13 protein-coding genes and 1 tRNA gene are annotated in these 15,541 nt (G+C 70.0%); 8 read left to right on the top strand and 6 right to left on the bottom strand.

Annotated features, from left to right (window positions below; all coding sequences use genetic code 11):
• Positions 1 to 19: 19 nt before the first annotated feature.
• Genes ACH4OW_RS24480 through ACH4OW_RS24495 form a run of 4 tightly spaced genes read left to right on the top strand, consistent with a single transcriptional unit; the run spans position 20 to position 4,455 of the window.
• Positions 20 to 949, top strand: a complete 930-nt coding sequence (locus ACH4OW_RS24480) for a branched-chain amino acid ABC transporter permease (RefSeq protein WP_360126739.1) — start codon at positions 20 to 22, stop codon at positions 947 to 949.
• 5 nt (positions 950 to 954) lie between these two features.
• Positions 955 to 2,793, top strand: coding sequence for a branched-chain amino acid ABC transporter permease (locus ACH4OW_RS24485; RefSeq protein WP_360126742.1), 1,839 nt, complete (start codon positions 955 to 957; stop codon positions 2,791 to 2,793).
• Positions 2,794 to 2,800: 7 nt separating this feature from the next.
• A complete protein-coding gene (locus ACH4OW_RS24490) occupies positions 2,801 to 3,718 on the top strand; it encodes an ABC transporter ATP-binding protein (RefSeq protein ID WP_398030025.1) in 918 nt (305 codons plus the stop codon).
• On the top strand, positions 3,715 to 4,455 hold the full coding sequence (locus tag ACH4OW_RS24495) for an ABC transporter ATP-binding protein (RefSeq protein WP_398030026.1): 741 nt from the start codon (positions 3,715 to 3,717) through the stop codon (positions 4,453 to 4,455). Before ACH4OW_RS24490 ends, ACH4OW_RS24495 begins: the two co-directional genes overlap by 4 nt.
• An 81-nt stretch (positions 4,456 to 4,536) precedes the next feature.
• On the opposite strand, the gene ACH4OW_RS24500 is transcribed toward ACH4OW_RS24495, so the two are convergent.
• Complete coding sequence (locus ACH4OW_RS24500; RefSeq protein ID WP_398030027.1) at positions 4,537 to 5,211, bottom strand: ANTAR domain-containing response regulator; 675 nt, start codon at positions 5,209 to 5,211, stop codon at positions 4,537 to 4,539.
• A 92-nt stretch (positions 5,212 to 5,303) separates the two neighbouring features.
• On the opposite strand from ACH4OW_RS24500, the gene ACH4OW_RS24505 reads away from it, so the two are divergent.
• The 3 genes from ACH4OW_RS24505 (at position 5,304) to ACH4OW_RS24515 (ending at position 7,159) form a co-directional block, all read left to right on the top strand.
• Positions 5,304 to 5,386 (top strand) — tRNA-Leu (locus ACH4OW_RS24505).
• An 86-nt stretch (positions 5,387 to 5,472) separates the two neighbouring features.
• Positions 5,473 to 6,261, top strand: a complete 789-nt coding sequence (locus tag ACH4OW_RS24510; RefSeq protein ID WP_398030028.1) for a helix-turn-helix domain-containing protein — start codon at positions 5,473 to 5,475, stop codon at positions 6,259 to 6,261.
• 124 nt (positions 6,262 to 6,385) lie between these two features.
• On the top strand, positions 6,386 to 7,159 hold the full coding sequence (locus tag ACH4OW_RS24515) for a helix-turn-helix domain-containing protein (RefSeq protein ID WP_398030029.1): 774 nt from the start codon (positions 6,386 to 6,388) through the stop codon (positions 7,157 to 7,159).
• A gap of 8 nt (positions 7,160 to 7,167) precedes the next feature.
• On the opposite strand, the gene pyk is transcribed toward ACH4OW_RS24515, so the two are convergent.
• Positions 7,168 to 8,604 (bottom strand): pyruvate kinase, encoded by a 1,437-nt coding sequence (pyk, locus tag ACH4OW_RS24520; protein ID WP_398030030.1) that lies wholly within the window; start codon positions 8,602 to 8,604, stop codon positions 7,168 to 7,170.
• Positions 8,605 to 8,746: 142 nt separating this feature from the next.
• On the bottom strand, positions 8,747 to 9,457 hold the full coding sequence (locus ACH4OW_RS24525; protein WP_398030031.1) for an SIMPL domain-containing protein: 711 nt from the start codon (positions 9,455 to 9,457) through the stop codon (positions 8,747 to 8,749).
• A gap of 217 nt (positions 9,458 to 9,674) precedes the next feature.
• On the opposite strand from ACH4OW_RS24525, the gene ACH4OW_RS24530 reads away from it, so the two are divergent.
• Positions 9,675 to 11,480: a bifunctional metallophosphatase/5'-nucleotidase gene (locus ACH4OW_RS24530; protein WP_398030083.1), complete on the top strand. Its 1,806-nt coding sequence runs from the start codon at positions 9,675 to 9,677 to the stop codon at positions 11,478 to 11,480.
• A 100-nt stretch (positions 11,481 to 11,580) separates the two neighbouring features.
• Here ACH4OW_RS24530 and ACH4OW_RS24535 read toward each other — a convergent pair whose 3' ends face one another.
• The 3 genes from ACH4OW_RS24535 to ACH4OW_RS24545 form a co-directional block, all read right to left on the bottom strand.
• Positions 11,581 to 12,141 (bottom strand): isochorismatase family cysteine hydrolase, encoded by a 561-nt coding sequence (locus ACH4OW_RS24535; RefSeq protein WP_360126763.1) that lies wholly within the window; start codon positions 12,139 to 12,141, stop codon positions 11,581 to 11,583.
• 119 nt (positions 12,142 to 12,260) lie between these two features.
• Positions 12,261 to 13,787: a SidA/IucD/PvdA family monooxygenase gene (locus ACH4OW_RS24540; RefSeq protein WP_360126766.1), complete on the bottom strand. Its 1,527-nt coding sequence runs from the start codon at positions 13,785 to 13,787 to the stop codon at positions 12,261 to 12,263.
• Positions 13,784 to 15,328 (bottom strand): pyridoxal phosphate-dependent decarboxylase family protein, encoded by a 1,545-nt coding sequence (locus ACH4OW_RS24545; RefSeq protein ID WP_398030032.1) that lies wholly within the window; start codon positions 15,326 to 15,328, stop codon positions 13,784 to 13,786. Before ACH4OW_RS24545 ends, ACH4OW_RS24540 begins: the two co-directional genes overlap by 4 nt.
• Between the last annotated feature and the right edge of the window lie 213 nt (positions 15,329 to 15,541).

Below are 15,541 nucleotides of genomic sequence, written 5' to 3' on the forward strand. Positions count from 1 at the left end.
ACCCCACGGAGGCCCTGCGGTGAACGAACTGCCGCAACAGCTGGCCAACGGACTCATCCTCGGCGCGATGTACGGACTCATCGCGATCGGCTACACGATGGTCTACGGCATCGTCCAGCTCATCAACTTCGCCCACGGCGAGATCTTCATGGTCGGCGGCTTCGGCGCGCTGACCGTCTTCCTCGCCCTGCCGTCCGGTGTCTCCCTCCTCTACGCCCTGCCGCTGATGCTCATCGGGGCGGTCGCCGTCTCGGTCCTCGTCGGCGTGGCAGCGGAACGTTTCGCCTACCGGCCCCTGCGCGGCGCACCCCGCCTCGCCCCCCTCATCACCGCCATCGGCCTGTCCATCGCCCTCCAGCAAGCCGTCTGGAAGTGGTACCCCGAAGGCAACAAAGCCCGCGTCTTCCCCCAGTTCAAAGGCGACTCCTTCGAAATCCTGGGCGCCACCGTCCAGCGCGGCGACATCTTCGTCCTCGTCGCCGCCCCCGTCTGCATGATCGGCCTCGGCTTCTTCGTCGCCCGCACCCGCAGCGGCCGCGCCATGCAGGCCACCGCCCAGGACCCGGACACCGCCAAACTCATGGGCGTCAACACCGACCGGATCATCGTGCTCGCCTTCGCCATCGGCGCCGCCTTCGCCGGCGTCGCCGCCGTCGCGTACGGGCTGCGCACCGGCGAGGTCCAGTTCCGCATGGGCTTCATCCTCGGCCTCAAGGCGTTCACCGCGGCCGTCCTCGGCGGCATCGGCAACATCTACGGCGCCATGCTCGGCGGCGTCGTCCTCGGCGTCGCCGAAGCCCTCGCCACCGGCTACATCGAGGACATCCCCGGCATGCAGCAGTTCGGCGGCGGAGCCTGGAAGGACGTCTGGGCCTTCGTCCTCCTCATCCTCGTACTCCTCCTGAGGCCACAGGGCCTGCTGGGCGAACGCGTCGCGGATCGGGCGTGATAGCGATGACCACTCCACCCACCAACGCGGGCCACGGCGGCGCACAGACCCCCGGCACCGCACCGCACCACCGCCCCGGCGTCCTGCCGCTGCCCGAACGCGGCGCCCGCCTCACCACCGCGGCCGCCGCCCTCGCCACCGCCGCCTCCACCGCCCTCGCCTGGACCTGGAGCAGCGAGTTCCCCGGCGACCTCACGTACTACGGCTCCCCCGCCGGCCTCCAGCTGATCACCCTCGCCGGCGGCGTCCTCACCCTCCTGTTCGCCCTCTCCGGCCTCGGCGTCCGCGGCCTCGGCTGGCTCACCCCCGCCGGCCGCAACGCCCCCGTCCTGTTCGCCGCCCTCGCCACCTTCGCCGCCACCTGGTTCACCCTCGGCGCCATCGCCGTCGAACTCGGCGGCCTCGTCAACCTCGACCCCGGCGGCTTCCTCGCGGGCGCCGCCGCCCTCCTCACCCTCCTCGGCGCCCTCGGCCTGCCCGCCGACCGCACCGCGCCGGAAGGCCCGGATACCGGCCCGCCGCCCGGCGCCTGGCACCGCTTCACCGGCGCCCTGGCCCCCGTCCAACCGCGCAAAACCGCCCGCCCGCTGCCCTCCTGGGCCGAGATCCTGATCATCGCCGCCGCGTTCGGCGCCGGGCTCTACGTCTTCACGTACGGCATCGACGCCGAGGACGGCCCGCCCTTCGTCGGCTACCTGATCTTCCTCGCGCTCGCCGTCCCCGCCCTCCACCGCGCCGGCCTCATCAGCCGCCTCACCGGCATCACCGCCCGGCACCGCGGCGCCGCGCTCGCCGCCGCCTTCGCCGCCGCCGCCTGCTTCCCGCTCACCCAGGACACCGACCAGTACACGATCATCGGCGCCAACATCCTCATCTTCGCCACCGTCGCCCTCGGCCTGAACGTCGTCGTCGGCCTCGCCGGCCTCCTCGACCTCGGCTACGTGGCCTTCCTCGGCGTCGGCGCCTACGCCGCCGCCCTCGTCTCCGGCAGCCCCGAATCCGCCCTCGGCCTGCACTTCCCGTTCTGGGCCGCACTGCTCACCGGCGCCGCCGCCTCACTCGTCTTCGGCGTCCTGATCGGCGCCCCCACCCTGCGCCTGCGCGGCGACTACCTCGCCATCGTCACCCTCGGCTTCGGCGAGATCTTCCGCATCGCCATGCTCAACCTCAACGGCACCACGGGACCCGACGTCACCAACGGCGCCATGGGCATCCCCAACGTCCCCAACCTGGAAATCTTCGGCTTCAACTTCGGCGAACCCCACAACATCCTCGGCTTCACCATCGCCACCTACGGCAACTACTACCTCCTGATGATCCTCGTCACCGCCGTCGTCGTCCTGGTCTTCCGCCGCGCCGCCGCCTCCCGCATCGGCCGCGCCTGGATCGCCATCCGCGAGGACGAGACCGCCGCCATCGCCATGGGGATCAACAGCTTCCGGCTGCGCCTGCTCGCCTTCGCCCTCGGCGCCGCCCTCGCCGGCTTCGCCGGCACCGTCCACGTCCACGTCGTCACCACCGCCACCCCCGAACAGTTCCAGTTCGCCGGCCCCACCCCACCCAACTCCGCGTTCCTCCTCGCCGCCGTCATCCTCGGCGGCATGGGCACCCTCGCCGGCCCCTTCGTCGGCGCGGCCCTGCTCTTCCTCATCCCCGCCAAACTCGACTTCCTCCAGGACTACCAGCTGCTCCTGTTCGGCCTCGCCCTCGTCCTGCTCATGCGCTTCCGCCCCGAGGGCCTGATCCCCGACCGCAGGAAACAGCTCGAATTCCACGAGACCGGCCAGCTCGACGTACCCGATACGCGCCTGCCCGACGGGGGCCAGGCCACGGTGAAGGCGTGACGACACCATGACCACACCCACCAGCACCGCCGGCACCGTCCTCGAAGCCACCGGCGTCACCATGCGCTTCGGCGGCCTGACCGCCGTACGCGGCGTCGACCTGACCGTCCGGGCCGGCGAGATCGTCGGCCTCATCGGCCCCAACGGCGCCGGCAAAACCACCTTCTTCAACTGCCTCACCGGCCTCTACACCCCCACCGAAGGCGCCGTCAGCTTCCAAGGCAACCGCCTCTCCCGCAAACCCCACCTCGTCACCAAAGCCGGTGTCGCCCGCACCTTCCAGAACATCCGCCTCTTCGCCAACATGACCGTCCTCGAAAACACCCTCGTCGGACGCCACACCCGCACCAAAGAAGGGCTCTGGTCCGCCCTCCTGCGCGGCCCCGGCTTCCGCAAAGCCGAACGCACCTCCGAGAAACGCGCCATGGAACTCCTGGAGTTCACCGGCCTCGCCGCCAAACGCGACCACCTCGCCCGCAACCTCCCCTACGGCGAACAGCGCAAGCTGGAAATCGCCCGCGCCCTCGCCAGCGAACCCGCCCTCCTCCTGCTCGACGAACCCACCGCCGGCATGAACCCCCAGGAGACCCGCGCCACCCAGGCCCTCGTCCTCGCCATCCGCGACCAGGGCACCGCCGTCCTCGTCATCGAGCACGACATGCGCTTCATCTTCAACCTCTGCGACCGCGTCGCCGTCCTCGTGCAAGGCGAAAAACTCGTCGAAGGCACCTCCGACGTCGTCCAGGCCGACGAACGCGTCGTCGCCGCCTACCTCGGAACGCCCTTCGAGAACGCGCCAGGCGCCGAGGAAGCCGCCGAAGTACACGCGGCGGAGGAACAGGCCCGCGCCGCGGACCACGGCCCCACCGCACCCGGCGCGCCCGGTGCCTCCGGCGCCTCCGGCGCGGAAGGAGCCCCCCAATGACCTCCCCCACCTCTTCCTCCCCCTCCCCCCTCCTCCAGGTGGAGGACCTGCGCGTCGCCTACGGCAAGATCGAAGCCGTCAAGGGCATCTCCTTCTCCGTCGCCCCCGGCCAGGTCGTCACCCTCATCGGCACCAACGGCGCCGGCAAGACCACCACCCTGCGCACCCTCTCCGGCCTCCTCAAACCCCTCGCCGGAAAGATCAGCTTCGACGGCGCGCCGCTCACCGGCGTCCCCGCCCACAAGATCGTCGAACGCGGCCTCGCCCACTCCCCCGAAGGCCGCCGCCTCTTCCCCCGCCTGACCATCGCCGAAAACCTCAAGCTCGGCGCGTTCCTGCGCAAGGACCCGGCCGGCATCGAAGCCGACATCCGGCGCGTCTACGAACTCTTCCCCATCCTCGGCGAACGCAGCCGCCAGGCGTCCGGCACCCTCTCCGGCGGCGAACAGCAGATGCTCGCCATGGGCCGCGCCCTGATGTCCCGCCCCAAACTCCTCATGCTCGACGAGCCCTCCATGGGCCTGTCCCCCATCATGATGCAGAAGATCATGGACACCATCCGCGAACTCCGCGCCCAGGGCACCACCATCCTCCTCGTCGAACAGAACGCCCAGGCCGCCCTCTCCCTCGCCGACCACGGCCACGTCATGGAAACCGGCACCATCGTCCTGTCCGGCACCGGCCAGGAACTCCTGCACGACGAGTCGGTACGGAAGGCATACCTGGGAGAGGACTGAGCAGCGTCTCGACACGAAAAAGGGCTGTGCCGGTCAGCAACCGGCACAGCCCCAGGAGGGAACTCGGGAGGAGAAAAATCCCTACTCCTTCCCTTCCTTCCCCTCCTTCTCCTTCTTCTGCTTCTTCTCCTCGGCGTCCTCGATGACGGCCTCGGCGACCTGCTGCATGGACAGCCGGCGGTCCATCGACGTCTTCTGGATCCAGCGGAAGGCGGCGGGCTCGGTCAGCCCGTACTGGGTCTGCAGAATGCTCTTCGCCCGGTCCACCAGCTTGCGGGTCTCCAGCCGCTGGGTGAGGTCGGCGACCTCCTTCTCCAGCGTCTTCAGCTCCGTGAAGCGGCTCACGGCCATCTCGATGGCCGGCACCACGTCACTCTTGCTGAACGGCTTCACGAGGTACGCCATGGCCCCCGCGTCCCGCGCCCGCTCCACCAGTTCGCGCTGCGAGAACGCGGTGAGCATCAGGACCGGGGCAATGCCCTCCTCGGCGATCCGCTCGGCGGCGGAGATCCCGTCGAGCTTCGGCATCTTCACGTCCAGGATCACCAGATCCGGACGGTGCTCCCGCGCCAGCTCCACGGCTTTCTCGCCGTCCCCGGCCTCACCGACGACGGTGTAGCCCTCCTCCTCCAGCATCTCTTTGAGATCGAGACGGATGAGGGCCTCGTCCTCGGCGATGACCACACGGGTCGTCTGCGGCGGGACATGCGACTGATCGTCGTCGGCGACGGGCTGCTCGGGCTCGGCGGCGCTCACGGGTCTCCTCGTTCCAGGCAGGTGGTGCCCTTGTACCCTACCTAGCAGCGCCCTCTGACACGTACACGGTATGCTGCTGGCAGCCCACCCCAGCCGGGTTGGTGGAATGGCATACACGGATGTCTCAAACACATCTGCCCGAAAGGGCTTGCGGGTTCGAGTCCCGCACCCGGCACTCTCACCACAAAGCGGATTTCCACGTTCGGATGGAAGATCCCGGGTCTCACCCTATGGGACGACCGCGCCACACAGAGTCATTTCATGCGGATCCATGAAGCTCACCTCCGCCTCAAGGCGGTCTCCCTCCTTCGCTCAGGCCACAAAAACGCCGACGTGGCCCGCGCTCTCGGCATCCCTTTGGGAACCGTGAGCTACTGGCGTCACATGGACCGGGCCAAGCGCGGCGAATGCCCCGGTGCGCACACCCCGTCATGTTCCCGGTGCGACCGAAGCCCCCTCGACGAGTCCGCGTACTCGTATCTACTGGGTCTCTACCTGGGGGACGGCCACATCATCCAGCCCGCCCAGCACCGGGTGCCCAGCCTCACGATCACCTGCGCCGACGACTGGCCCGGCCTCATGGAGGCGTGCGAGGCGGCGATGCATGCCGTCTTCCCCGACAACTCCGTATGCCGGGTCCGCAAGCCCGGGTGCCACAACCTGAAGGTGCACTCGAAGCATCTGTGGTGCCTGTTCCCGCAGCACGGCAAAGGTAAGAAACACGAGCGGCACATCTCCCTGGCACCCTGGCAACAGGAGATCGTCGACTCCTGTCCTTGGGAATTCGTCCGCGGGCTGTTCCACTCCGACGGCTGCCGCATCATGAACTGGACCACACGCACAGTCGGCGGCCGAAAGAAGCGCTACGAATACCCGCGCTATCTGTTCGCCAACAAATCCGACGATATCCGCAAGCTCTACTCGGACACCCTCACCAAGGTGGGCGTCGAGTGGACGACGCTCGCGCGTGGCAGCGACCCCTTCAACGTGTCCGTCGCCAGGAAGTCGTCGGTGGCCCTGATGGACGCGCACATCGGCCCTAAGTACTGAGTTCCCGGCAGTTCCCGCCCCGTGGCTCACAGCCCGCCAGGCGGGGAACGCGATCTTCACTCGCATCGGTGAACACAGTGACAAGACGCTCCGCGGAGGCAGCGGATCAACGAATCTCGTAGACATGTACGAGTCCACAACACGCGAGCAGGCGCTGGAACTGCTGCGCCGCGGCATGTCCCATCGCGCGGTGGCCGAGCGGCTCAACGTTCCACGCGGGACCATCGGATGGTGTCGCCACGAAGACCGCCGGCGCCGGAACGAGCCGTTCGAGCGCGTCCACGACTGCCCCCGCTGCGCGCCCCGGCCCTTCGACCGCAAGGCCTACGCGTACTTACTCGGCCTCTACCTCGGCGACGGGCACATCGTTTCCAAACCGAGGCAGCACCATCTGTCCGTCTACTGCGGCGATGCCTGGCCCGGACTCATCGGGGAAGCCGAGGAGGCCATGAGCAAGGTGATGGCCACGCCCACCGTGAGTCGGCGCCAGAAGGCCGGCTGTGTCGAGGTGAAGTCCTACACCCGGCACTGGACGTGCATGTTCCCGCAACATGGCCCCGGCAGGAAGCATGAGCGCCGCATCGCCCTGGAACCGTGGCAGCAGCATGTCGTCGACGAGCATCCGTGGCAACTGATTCGCGGCCTGTTCCATTCAGACGGCTGCCGGGTCACCAATTGGACCACGCGCCTCGTCTCCGGGCAGCCCAAGCGGTACGAATACACCCGCTACTTCTTCACCAACAAGTCCGACGACATTTTGCGCATCTGTTCCGGCGCCCTGACGGCCGTCGGTGTCGAGTGGAAAATCACCCGGAAGTTCGGCGCTCCGTTCAACATCTCCGTGGCGCGAAGGGTGTCTGTGGTGCTTATGGATGCGCGGGTCGGGGCGAAGTATTGAGGGGTGGGTCAGGAGGGGGAGTCGTCTTCGCCGATGTGGTGGACGCGGACGAGGTTGGTGGAGCCGGCGACGCCGGGTGGGGAGCCGGCGGTGATGATGACGACGTCGCCGCGGTCGCAGCGGCCGATGCGCAGGAGTTCCTCGTCGACCTGGGCGACCATTTCGTCGGTGGAGTCGACCTTTGGGCCGAGGAAGGTTTCCACGCCCCAGGTGAGGTTGAGTTGGGAGCGGGTGGCCGGTTCGGGGGTGAAGGCGAGGAGGGGGATGGGTGAGCGGTAGCGGGACAGGCGGCGGACGGTGTCGCCGGACTGGGTGAAGGCGACGAGGAATTTGGCGCCGAGGAAGTCGCCCATTTCGGCGGCCGCGCGGGCGACGGCGCCGCCTTGGGTGCGGGGCTTGTTGCGGTCGGTCAGCGGGGGCAGGCCCTTGGTGAGGATGTCCTCCTCGGCGGCTTCGACGATGCGGGCCATGGTGCGTACCGTCTCGGTGGCGTACTTGCCGACGCTGGTCTCGCCGGAGAGCATCACGGCGTCGGTGCCGTCGATGACGGCGTTGGCGACGTCGGAGGCTTCGGCGCGGGTGGGCCGGGAGTTCTCGATCATGGAGTCGAGCATCTGGGTGGCTACGATGACCGGCTTCGCATTGCGCTTGGCCAGTTTGATGGCGCGCTTTTGGACGATCGGGACCGTTTCCAGGGGCATTTCGACGCCGAGGTCGCCGCGGGCGACCATGATGCCGTCGAAGGCGGCGACGATGTCGTCGATCGCGTCGACGGCCTGCGGCTTTTCGACCTTGGCGATGACGGGCCGGAAACAGTTCTCCTGGCGCATGATGCGGTGGACGTCGTCGATGTCGTCGCCGCTGCGGACGAAGGACAGCGCGATGATGTCGGCGCCGGTGCGCAGGGCCCAGCGGAGGTCTTCGCGGTCCTTCTCGGAGAGGGCGGGGACGGAGACGGCGACGCCGGGGAGGTTGAGGCCCTTGTGGTCGGAGACCATGCCGCCTTCGATGACGGTGGTGCGGACCTCGGTGTCGCGGACGTCGGTGACTTCGAGGGTCACTTTTCCGTCGTCGACGAGGATGCGTTCGCCCGGGGTGACGTCGGCGGCGAGTCCTTCGTAGGTGGTGCCGCAGAGGTGGCGGTCGCCTTCGACGCCGGGTTCGACGGTGATGGTGAAGGTGTCGCCGCGTTCGAGAAGTACCGGCCCTTCGCGGAAGCGGCCGAGGCGGATCTTCGGACCTTGAAGGTCGGCGAGGACGCCGACGCTGCGGCCGGTCTCCTCGGATGCCTTGCGTACCCGCTCGTACCGCGCCTCGTGGTCGGCGTAGGTGCCGTGGCTGAGGTTGAGGCGGGCGATGTCCATGCCGGCTTCGACGAGTGCCTTGATCTGCTCGTACGAGTCGGTGGCGGGTCCCAGAGTGCAGACGATCTTTGCTCGGCGCATGGTTCGACCCTACGACCTACTCATAGGTAGGGCAGTGTGCGGAAGTGACTGCCCAACGGCCTTTGCGTGAAAGGCTCTTGACAAGTGATTGAATGCGCGCGGCGGCGCTCCTATGAGCGGATGAGAGGGGGAAATGTCCGGGTCACAGGGTGGGGCGGGTCATGGTGAAGCGGGCGTTCACCTGTGCGTAGACCTCTTGGCGTTCGGGTTCCAGGTCGAGGGCGGGGGCGCTTTCGGCCGCGTCCGACGGCCCGTAAGAAGCGGAGCGGAACATGCCGCCGGGGGCGGGGAAGGGCGTGGCGTTCTCGGCGCCGATGTCGGCGAGTTCGAGGACGGCTTCGAGGCGGGCGCCGAGGGCCTCGGCGTATTCGCGGGCGCGCCGGACCGCGTCATGTACGGCCTGTTTGCGGGCTTCGCGGTGGGCGGGCGAGTCGGGGCGCAGGGCCCACCAGGGGCCGTCGACGCGGGTGAGGTCGAGGTCGGCGAGGCGGGTGGTGAGTTCGCCGAGTGCGGTGAAGTCGGTGAGGGTGGCGGTGAGGCGGACGCGGCCGTGGTAGGCGCGGACGCGTTCGTGGCGGCCCTTGGCGGTCATTTCGGGGGTGACGGAGAAGGCGCCGGTGTCGAGTTTCTCGACGGCGTCGCCGTAGCTCTTGACGAGGGCGAGGACCTGGTCGTTGCGGTGGGTGAGGTCTTTGAGGGTGGTTTTGCGGTCGGTGCCGCGGGCGCCGACGGTGATGTCGACGCGGGCGGTCTCGGGGTCGGCTTCGATGCGGGCTTCACCGCGTACGGCGAGGCGGGGTGCGTCGGGGGTGCCGTACGGGAGGGCGCCGGTGCGGGGGTCGGTGTCGGTCATGGGGGCAGCCTGGCACGGGGTGAGGGGTTTGTCAGGGAGCGGCCGGGCGGGGTGGCGGTCATCTGATCGCAACCTGTGAGGGCTGTTGCGGGAGTGGTTGCTGCGTCAGAATCTACGCGCGTTGTCCATGGATGTCGCGGTGTGTCGTCGTTGTCGTCGTTGCAGTCGCTGTCGCCGTCGCCGCAGTCCGCTGCCGTATTTCGTCAAAGGAGATGTCATGCCGCTCGACCGTAGGAAGTTCCTGGGGAGTTCGGTCGCCACGGGCGCGGGGGCCGCGCTCGTCGGTACGGCGGGGCCGTCGGCGGCGGCCGCGCAGGTGCCCGGTGGCGGGGCGCAGCGGGCGCAGCGCTATTCCTTCACGGTCATGGGGACCACGGATCTGCACGGGAACGTCTTCAACTGGGATTACGCGACGGACGCGGAATTCGACGACAAGGACCACAACGATGTGGGGCTGGCGAAGATTTCGACGCTGGTGCGGCGGGTCAGGGCGGAGAAGGGTGAGCGCAATACGCTGCTGATCGACGCGGGTGACACGATCCAGGGGACGCAGCTGGCGTATTACTACGCGAAGGTGGATCCGATCACGGGTCCGAACGGCCCGGTGCATCCGATGGCGAAGGCGATGAACGCCATCGGGTACGACGCCGCGGCGCTCGGCAATCACGAGTTCAATTACGGCCTTTCGGTGCTGCGGAAGTTCGAGGAGAGCTGTGATTTTCCGCTGCTGGGGGCGAACGCGGTGGATGCGAAGTCGCTGCGGCCGGCGTTTCCGCCGTACTGGATGACGCGGTTGCGTACGCCGTGCGGGCGGGACGTGAAGGTGGCGGTGCTGGGGTTGACCAATCCGGGTATCGCGATCTGGGACAAGGCGCATGTGCAGGGGAAGCTGGCCTTTCCGGGGTTGGAGGAGCAGGCGGCGAAGTGGGTGCCGAAGCTGCGTTCGATGGGTGCGGACGTGGTGATCGTGTCCGCGCATTCGGGGACGAGTGGCACGTCGTCGTACGGGGATCAGCTGCCGTACGTGGAGAACGCGGCGGCGCTGGTGGCGGAGCGGGTGCCGGGGATCGACGCGATTCTGGTGGGGCACGCGCATGTGGAGGTGCCGGAGCGGCGGGTGGTGAACCGGGCGACGGGCCGTGAGGTGGTGTTGTCGGAGCCGTTGAAGTGGGGGCAGCGGCTGACGCTCTTCGACTTCGAGGTGGTGCGGTCGCGCGGGCGCTGGGCGGTGGAGTCGGTGTCGGCGAAGGTGCTGAATTCCAATACGGTGCCGGAGGATCCGCGGATCACGCGTCTGCTGCGTACGGAGCAGCGGAAGGTGGTGGCGTACGTCAATCAGGTCATCGGGCGGTCGAAGACGGAGATGACGGCGGCGGAGGCTCCGTACAAGGACACGCCGGTGCTGGAATTCATCGCGCATGTGCAGGCGGAGGCGGTGCGGAAGGCGCTGGCCGGCGGGGAGTTCGCGAAGCTGCCGGTGTTGTCGCAGGCGTCGTGTTTCTCGCGTACGGCGGCGGTGCCGGCGGGTGCGGTGACGATACGGGCGATGGCCGCGTTGTATCCGTTCGACAATACGCTGGAGGCGCGGGTGCTGACCGGGAAGCAGCTGCGGGAGTATCTGGAGTTCTCCGCCCGGTATTACGTGCGGACGCCTGCTGGTGGTCCGGTCGATCCGGCGAAGCTGACGAACGCGGAGGGGATTCCGGACTACAACTACGACGCGGTGAGCGGCGTTTCGTACGAGATCGACATCGCGCGGGAGCCGGGGCAGCGGATCGCGAAGCTGTCGTTCGAGGGGAAGCCGGTGGCGGACGACGCGCGGTTCGTGCTGGCGGTGAACAACTACCGGGCGGGTGGCGGCGGTAATTTCCCGCACGTGGCGAAGGCGCAGCAGGTGTGGTCGACGTCCGAGGAGATCCGGAATGTGATCATCGGGTGGGTGAAGGAGACCGGGGAGATCGACGAGGCGCGGTTCGCTCCGGTGGGCTGGCGGTTGACGCGGGACGGGGTGCCGGTGTTCTGAGTCCGGTCCTCCACCGGCCGGTCCGCGGAGCCGGGCGGGCCGGTGGGGCCGGGCGGGCCGGTGGGGCCGGCCGCCCGTGCGCCGTCCGCTCGGGCTGCCGCTACCGGGGGGCGTTCGCCTTGACCCAGTCGTCGACGGTGACGACGTCCGCCCACTGCGGGAACAGCCGCTCGACGAGAACGCGGTGCAGCTCGGGGTCGGTGTCCAGGCAGGCGTCGGACAGGACGGTGAGGCCGAAGTCCAGGTCGTTCGCCTGGCACAGGGTGGACAGCACCACGGCGCTGGTGGCGATGCCGGTGAGTACGAGGCTGTCGATCCCGCGTGCCCGGAGTACCACGTCGAGGTCGCTGCCCGAGAAGGCGCTCGCCCGCCTCTTGGTGACCACCACGTCGTCCGGCCGGGGCGCGATCTCGGGGTGGATCCCGGTGCCCGGTGCGCCCTCTACGAAGAGGCCGGCCTGGGCGATGGCGGCGAGCGGCCTGTTGCGCGTGCCGACTTCGGGGTAGCCGGGGCGCAGCGCGATGACCACGTAGATCACGGGGAGGCCCGCCGCCCGGGCCCCGTCGATCGCCGTGCGCAGGCGTGGCAGGTATCCGGAGCCGTCGTCGGCGATGTCCACGATGGCCTGTTGGACGTCCATCACGAGTAGGGCGCTGCCCATGGCGTCTCCAGGATCGAAGTGGGTCCGGCGTCGGGCGGGCCGGGTTCTGGTGTTCGATCCGGATCCTACGCGGCCTCGGGCCCAGGTTTCCGTGCGGTGCGGGGCCTGGGCCGGCCGGGTCAGGGGCTTTGCAGGAGGGTGGAGTTGGGGCGGGGGGTGCCGGTGGGGTTGGGGGGCGGGGAGGGGCGCAGGCCGAAGGTGGTGAAGGCGGTGCGGGACGGCAGGGGGTAGGCGGGGCGTTCGGTGAGGGTGTTGAGGATGGTGGCGCTGCGCCAGGCGGCGAGGCCGAGGTCGGGGGTGCCGACGCCGTGGGTGTGGTGTTCGGCGTTCTGTACGTAGACGGAGCCGGTGACGCAGGGGTCGAGGACGAGGCGTTGTTCGGTGTCGACGCAGGGGCGGTGGGCGGCGTCGCGCCGGAGGTAGGGGTCGAGGGCGGCGAGGAGGGTGTCGGTGTGGCCGGTGCGGTAGCCGGTGGCGAGGACGACGGCGTCGGTGGTCAGGCGGCTGCGGGTGGCCTGGTGGGGGTGTTCCAGGTGGAGTTCGACCTTGGTGGTGCCGACGCGTCCCGCGGTGCGGACGGTGACGCCGGGGGTGAGGGTGGCGTCGGGCCAGCCGCCGTGGAGGGTGCGCCGGTAGAGCTCGTCGTGGATGGCGGCGATGGTGTCGTGGTCGATGCCCTTGTAGAGCTGCCATTGGGCCGGGAGGAGTTCGTCGCGTACGGGTTCGGGGAGGGCGTGGAAGTAGCGGGTGTAGTCGGGGGTGAAGTGTTCGAGGCCGAGTTTGCCGTACTCCATGGGGGCGAAGGCGGGGGTGCGGGCGAGCCAGTGGAGGCGTTCGCGGCCGGCCGGGCGGGCGCGCAGCAGGTCGAGGAAGACTTCGGCGCCGGACTGGCCCGAGCCGATGACGGTGATGTGTTCGGCGGCCAGCAGGCGTTCGCGGTGGGCGAGGTAGTCGGCGGCGTGGATGACGGGGACGGCGGGGGCGTCCACGAGGGGTTTGAGGGCTTCGGGTACGTGGGGGACGGTGCCGGTGCCGAGGGCGATGTTGCGGGCGTAGGTGCGGCCGAGGGCCTCGGCTTCGCCGTCGGCGTCGAGCTGGGTGTAGTCGACTTCGAAGGCGGCGCGGTCGGTGTTCCAGCGGACGGCGTCGACCTGGTGGTCGAAGTGCAGGGCGGGGAGGTTTTCGCTGACCCAGCGGCAGTAGGCGTCGTATTCGGCGCGCTGGATGTGGAAGCGCTCGGCGAAGTAGAAGGGGTAGAGGCGTTCCCGGTGCCTGAGGTAGTTCAGGAAGCTCCAGGGGCTGGCGGGGTCGGCGAGGGTGACGAGGTCGGCGAGGAAGGGGACTTGGAGGGTGGTGCCGTCGATGAGGAGGCCGGGGTGCCAGTGGAAGGCGGGGCGCTGGTCGTAGAAGGCGGTGCGCAGGTGGGTGAGGGGGTGGGCGAGGGCGGCGAGGGAGAGGTTGAAGGGGCCGATACCGATGCCGGCGAGGTCCAGTGGTTCGTCAGGGCCGGTGGGGGGACGGGCGGGGGCGGCCTCGGGGGTGGGCGGTCCGGTGTCGGCGGGGCGGGGCGGGGCGGCCGTGGCGTCGGCCGGGCTGTGGGGTGAGGGCAGTTGGACGGTGACGGCGTCAGGGTGGGGGGTGCTCATCGGGGGGTGTGGCCTTCCACGAGTTTCAGCAGCGAGGTGAGGTCGTCGGTGGTGGTGTGGGGGTTGAGGAGGGTGGCCTTGAGCCAAAGTCCGGTGGGGGTGGTGGCGCGGCCGAGGACGGCGCGGCCGTTGTGCAGGAGGCGGCGGCGGATGGTGGCGACGGTGGTGTCGTCGGCGCCGGTGGGGCGGAAGAGAACGGTGCTGAGGGTGGGGTGGGAGTGGAGTTCGTGGGCGGGGTGGTCGTCGATCAGGCGGGCGAGGGTGCGGGCGGCGGCGAGGGTGCGGTCGACGAGGTCGGCGAGGCCGGTGCGGCCGAGGGCCTTGAGGGTGACGGCGATCTTGAGGATGTCGGGGCGGCGGGTGGTGCGCAGGGAGCGGCCGAGGAGGTCGGGGAGGCCGGCTTCGGTGTCGTCGTCGGCGTTGAGGTAGGCGGCGCGGTGGGCGAGCGGGGCGAGGCAGGCCGTGCCGGGGACGGCGAGGAGGCCGGCGGCGACCGGCTGCCAGCCGAGTTTGTGCAGGTCGAGGGTGACGGTGTGGGCGCGGTGCAGGCCGTCGAGGAGGTGGCGGTGGGTGTCGCTGAACAGGAGGGGGCCGCCGTAGGCGGCGTCGACGTGCAGGCGGGCGCCGTGGGTGCCGGCCACGTCGGCGAGGGCGGGGAGCGGGTCGATGGCGCCGGCGTCGGTGGTGCCCGCGGTGGCGCAGACGAGGACGGGAGGGGCGGGGGTACCGGGGGTGCGGAGGCCGGTGAGGGCCGTGTGGAGGGTGTGGGGGTCGAGGGTGCCGTCGGGGGTGGGGACGGTGTGCGGTTCGGCGAGTCCGAGGAGCCAGGCGGCGCGGTGGACGCTGTGGTGGGCGTTGGCGCCGCAGACGACCTGGAGGGGTGCGAGGTGGCGGGCGCGGGCGTGCTCGCGTGCGAGGAGGAGGGCGAGTTGGTTGGCCTCGGTGCCGCCGGTGGTGACGAGGGCGTCGGGGGCGCCGGTCTCGCGGGGACGGCCGGGTGCGCCGGGTGTGCCGGTCTCGCGGGGGTGGCCGGGCGCACCGGGTGCGCCGGTCTCGCAAGGGTGGCCCGGAGGTCCGAAACCGTGGGGTTCTCGATGGTGGCGGTGGCTCTCGGAGGCGTACGGGTAGACCAGTGCGGCCAGTTCGCGTGCGGTGCGGGCTTCGAGGGCGGAGGCGGCGGGGGCCTGGTCCCAGGAGTCCATCGAGGGGTTGAGGGCGCCGGCGGCGAGGTCGGCGGCGACGGCGACAGCCAGCGGCGGGCAGTGCAGGTGGGCGGCGCAGTGCGGGTCAGCGGGGTCGGCGGCGCCCGCGGCCATGGCGCGTACCAGGGCGCGCAGTGCCTCGTGGGGACCGCAGCCGGTCTCGGGCAGGACCGGTCCCGCGGCCTCCCGCAGCCGTGCGGCGACGCGGCCCGGGCCGCCGGCGGGCAGCGGCCCGCCCCTGGCTTCCGCGCCGTCGCACAGCGCGTCGAGGACGGTGCCGAGGAGCGGTCGCAGGGCGTCGGGGCCTGCGGCTCCGCCGGCGAGGGGCGGGGTGTTCATGGGCGGTCCTTCGGGTGCGTGCGCGACAGCGGGCACCTCCAGCCTGGCCGGGGCCGGGTGGCGTGCCTGCCGAGCCGAGCGAGCTCAACCCGAAAGTGGTATCGGTACGGAGGGCGGGGCGGTTGTGATCGGTTTGCCTGCTATGCAGTCCGTACGGGGCGCGGGTGGACGCGCCGTCGGCACCGGGGCCGGGGACGGTGACGAAACCTTTCA

It is taken from the genome of Streptomyces sp. NPDC017056, assembly GCF_044332485.1.
Taxonomy (GTDB): domain Bacteria; phylum Actinomycetota; class Actinomycetes; order Streptomycetales; family Streptomycetaceae; genus Streptomyces.

Excerpts from the sequence above, each read along its gene's own strand:
- ACH4OW_RS24545 (WP_398030032.1), bottom strand. The coding sequence starts at position 15,328 with ATGAACACCCCGCCCCTCGCCGGCGGAGCCGCAGGCCCCGACGCCCTG.
- ACH4OW_RS24530 (WP_398030083.1), top strand. The coding sequence starts at position 9,675 with ATGCCGCTCGACCGTAGGAAGTTCCTGGGGAGTTCGGTCGCCACGGGC.
- ACH4OW_RS24490 (WP_398030025.1), top strand. The coding sequence starts at position 2,801 with ATGACCACACCCACCAGCACCGCCGGCACCGTCCTCGAAGCCACCGGC.
- ACH4OW_RS24535 (WP_360126763.1), bottom strand. The coding sequence starts at position 12,141 with ATGGGCAGCGCCCTACTCGTGATGGACGTCCAACAGGCCATCGTGGAC.
- ACH4OW_RS24485 (WP_360126742.1), top strand. The coding sequence starts at position 955 with ATGACCACTCCACCCACCAACGCGGGCCACGGCGGCGCACAGACCCCC.
- ACH4OW_RS24495 (WP_398030026.1), top strand. The coding sequence starts at position 3,715 with ATGACCTCCCCCACCTCTTCCTCCCCCTCCCCCCTCCTCCAGGTGGAG.
- ACH4OW_RS24510 (WP_398030028.1), top strand. The coding sequence starts at position 5,473 with ATGCGGATCCATGAAGCTCACCTCCGCCTCAAGGCGGTCTCCCTCCTT.
- ACH4OW_RS24515 (WP_398030029.1), top strand. The coding sequence starts at position 6,386 with ATGTACGAGTCCACAACACGCGAGCAGGCGCTGGAACTGCTGCGCCGC.
- ACH4OW_RS24540 (WP_360126766.1), bottom strand. The coding sequence starts at position 13,787 with ATGAGCACCCCCCACCCTGACGCCGTCACCGTCCAACTGCCCTCACCC.
- ACH4OW_RS24525 (WP_398030031.1), bottom strand. The coding sequence starts at position 9,457 with ATGACCGACACCGACCCCCGCACCGGCGCCCTCCCGTACGGCACCCCC.
- pyk (WP_398030030.1), bottom strand. The coding sequence starts at position 8,604 with ATGCGCCGAGCAAAGATCGTCTGCACTCTGGGACCCGCCACCGACTCG.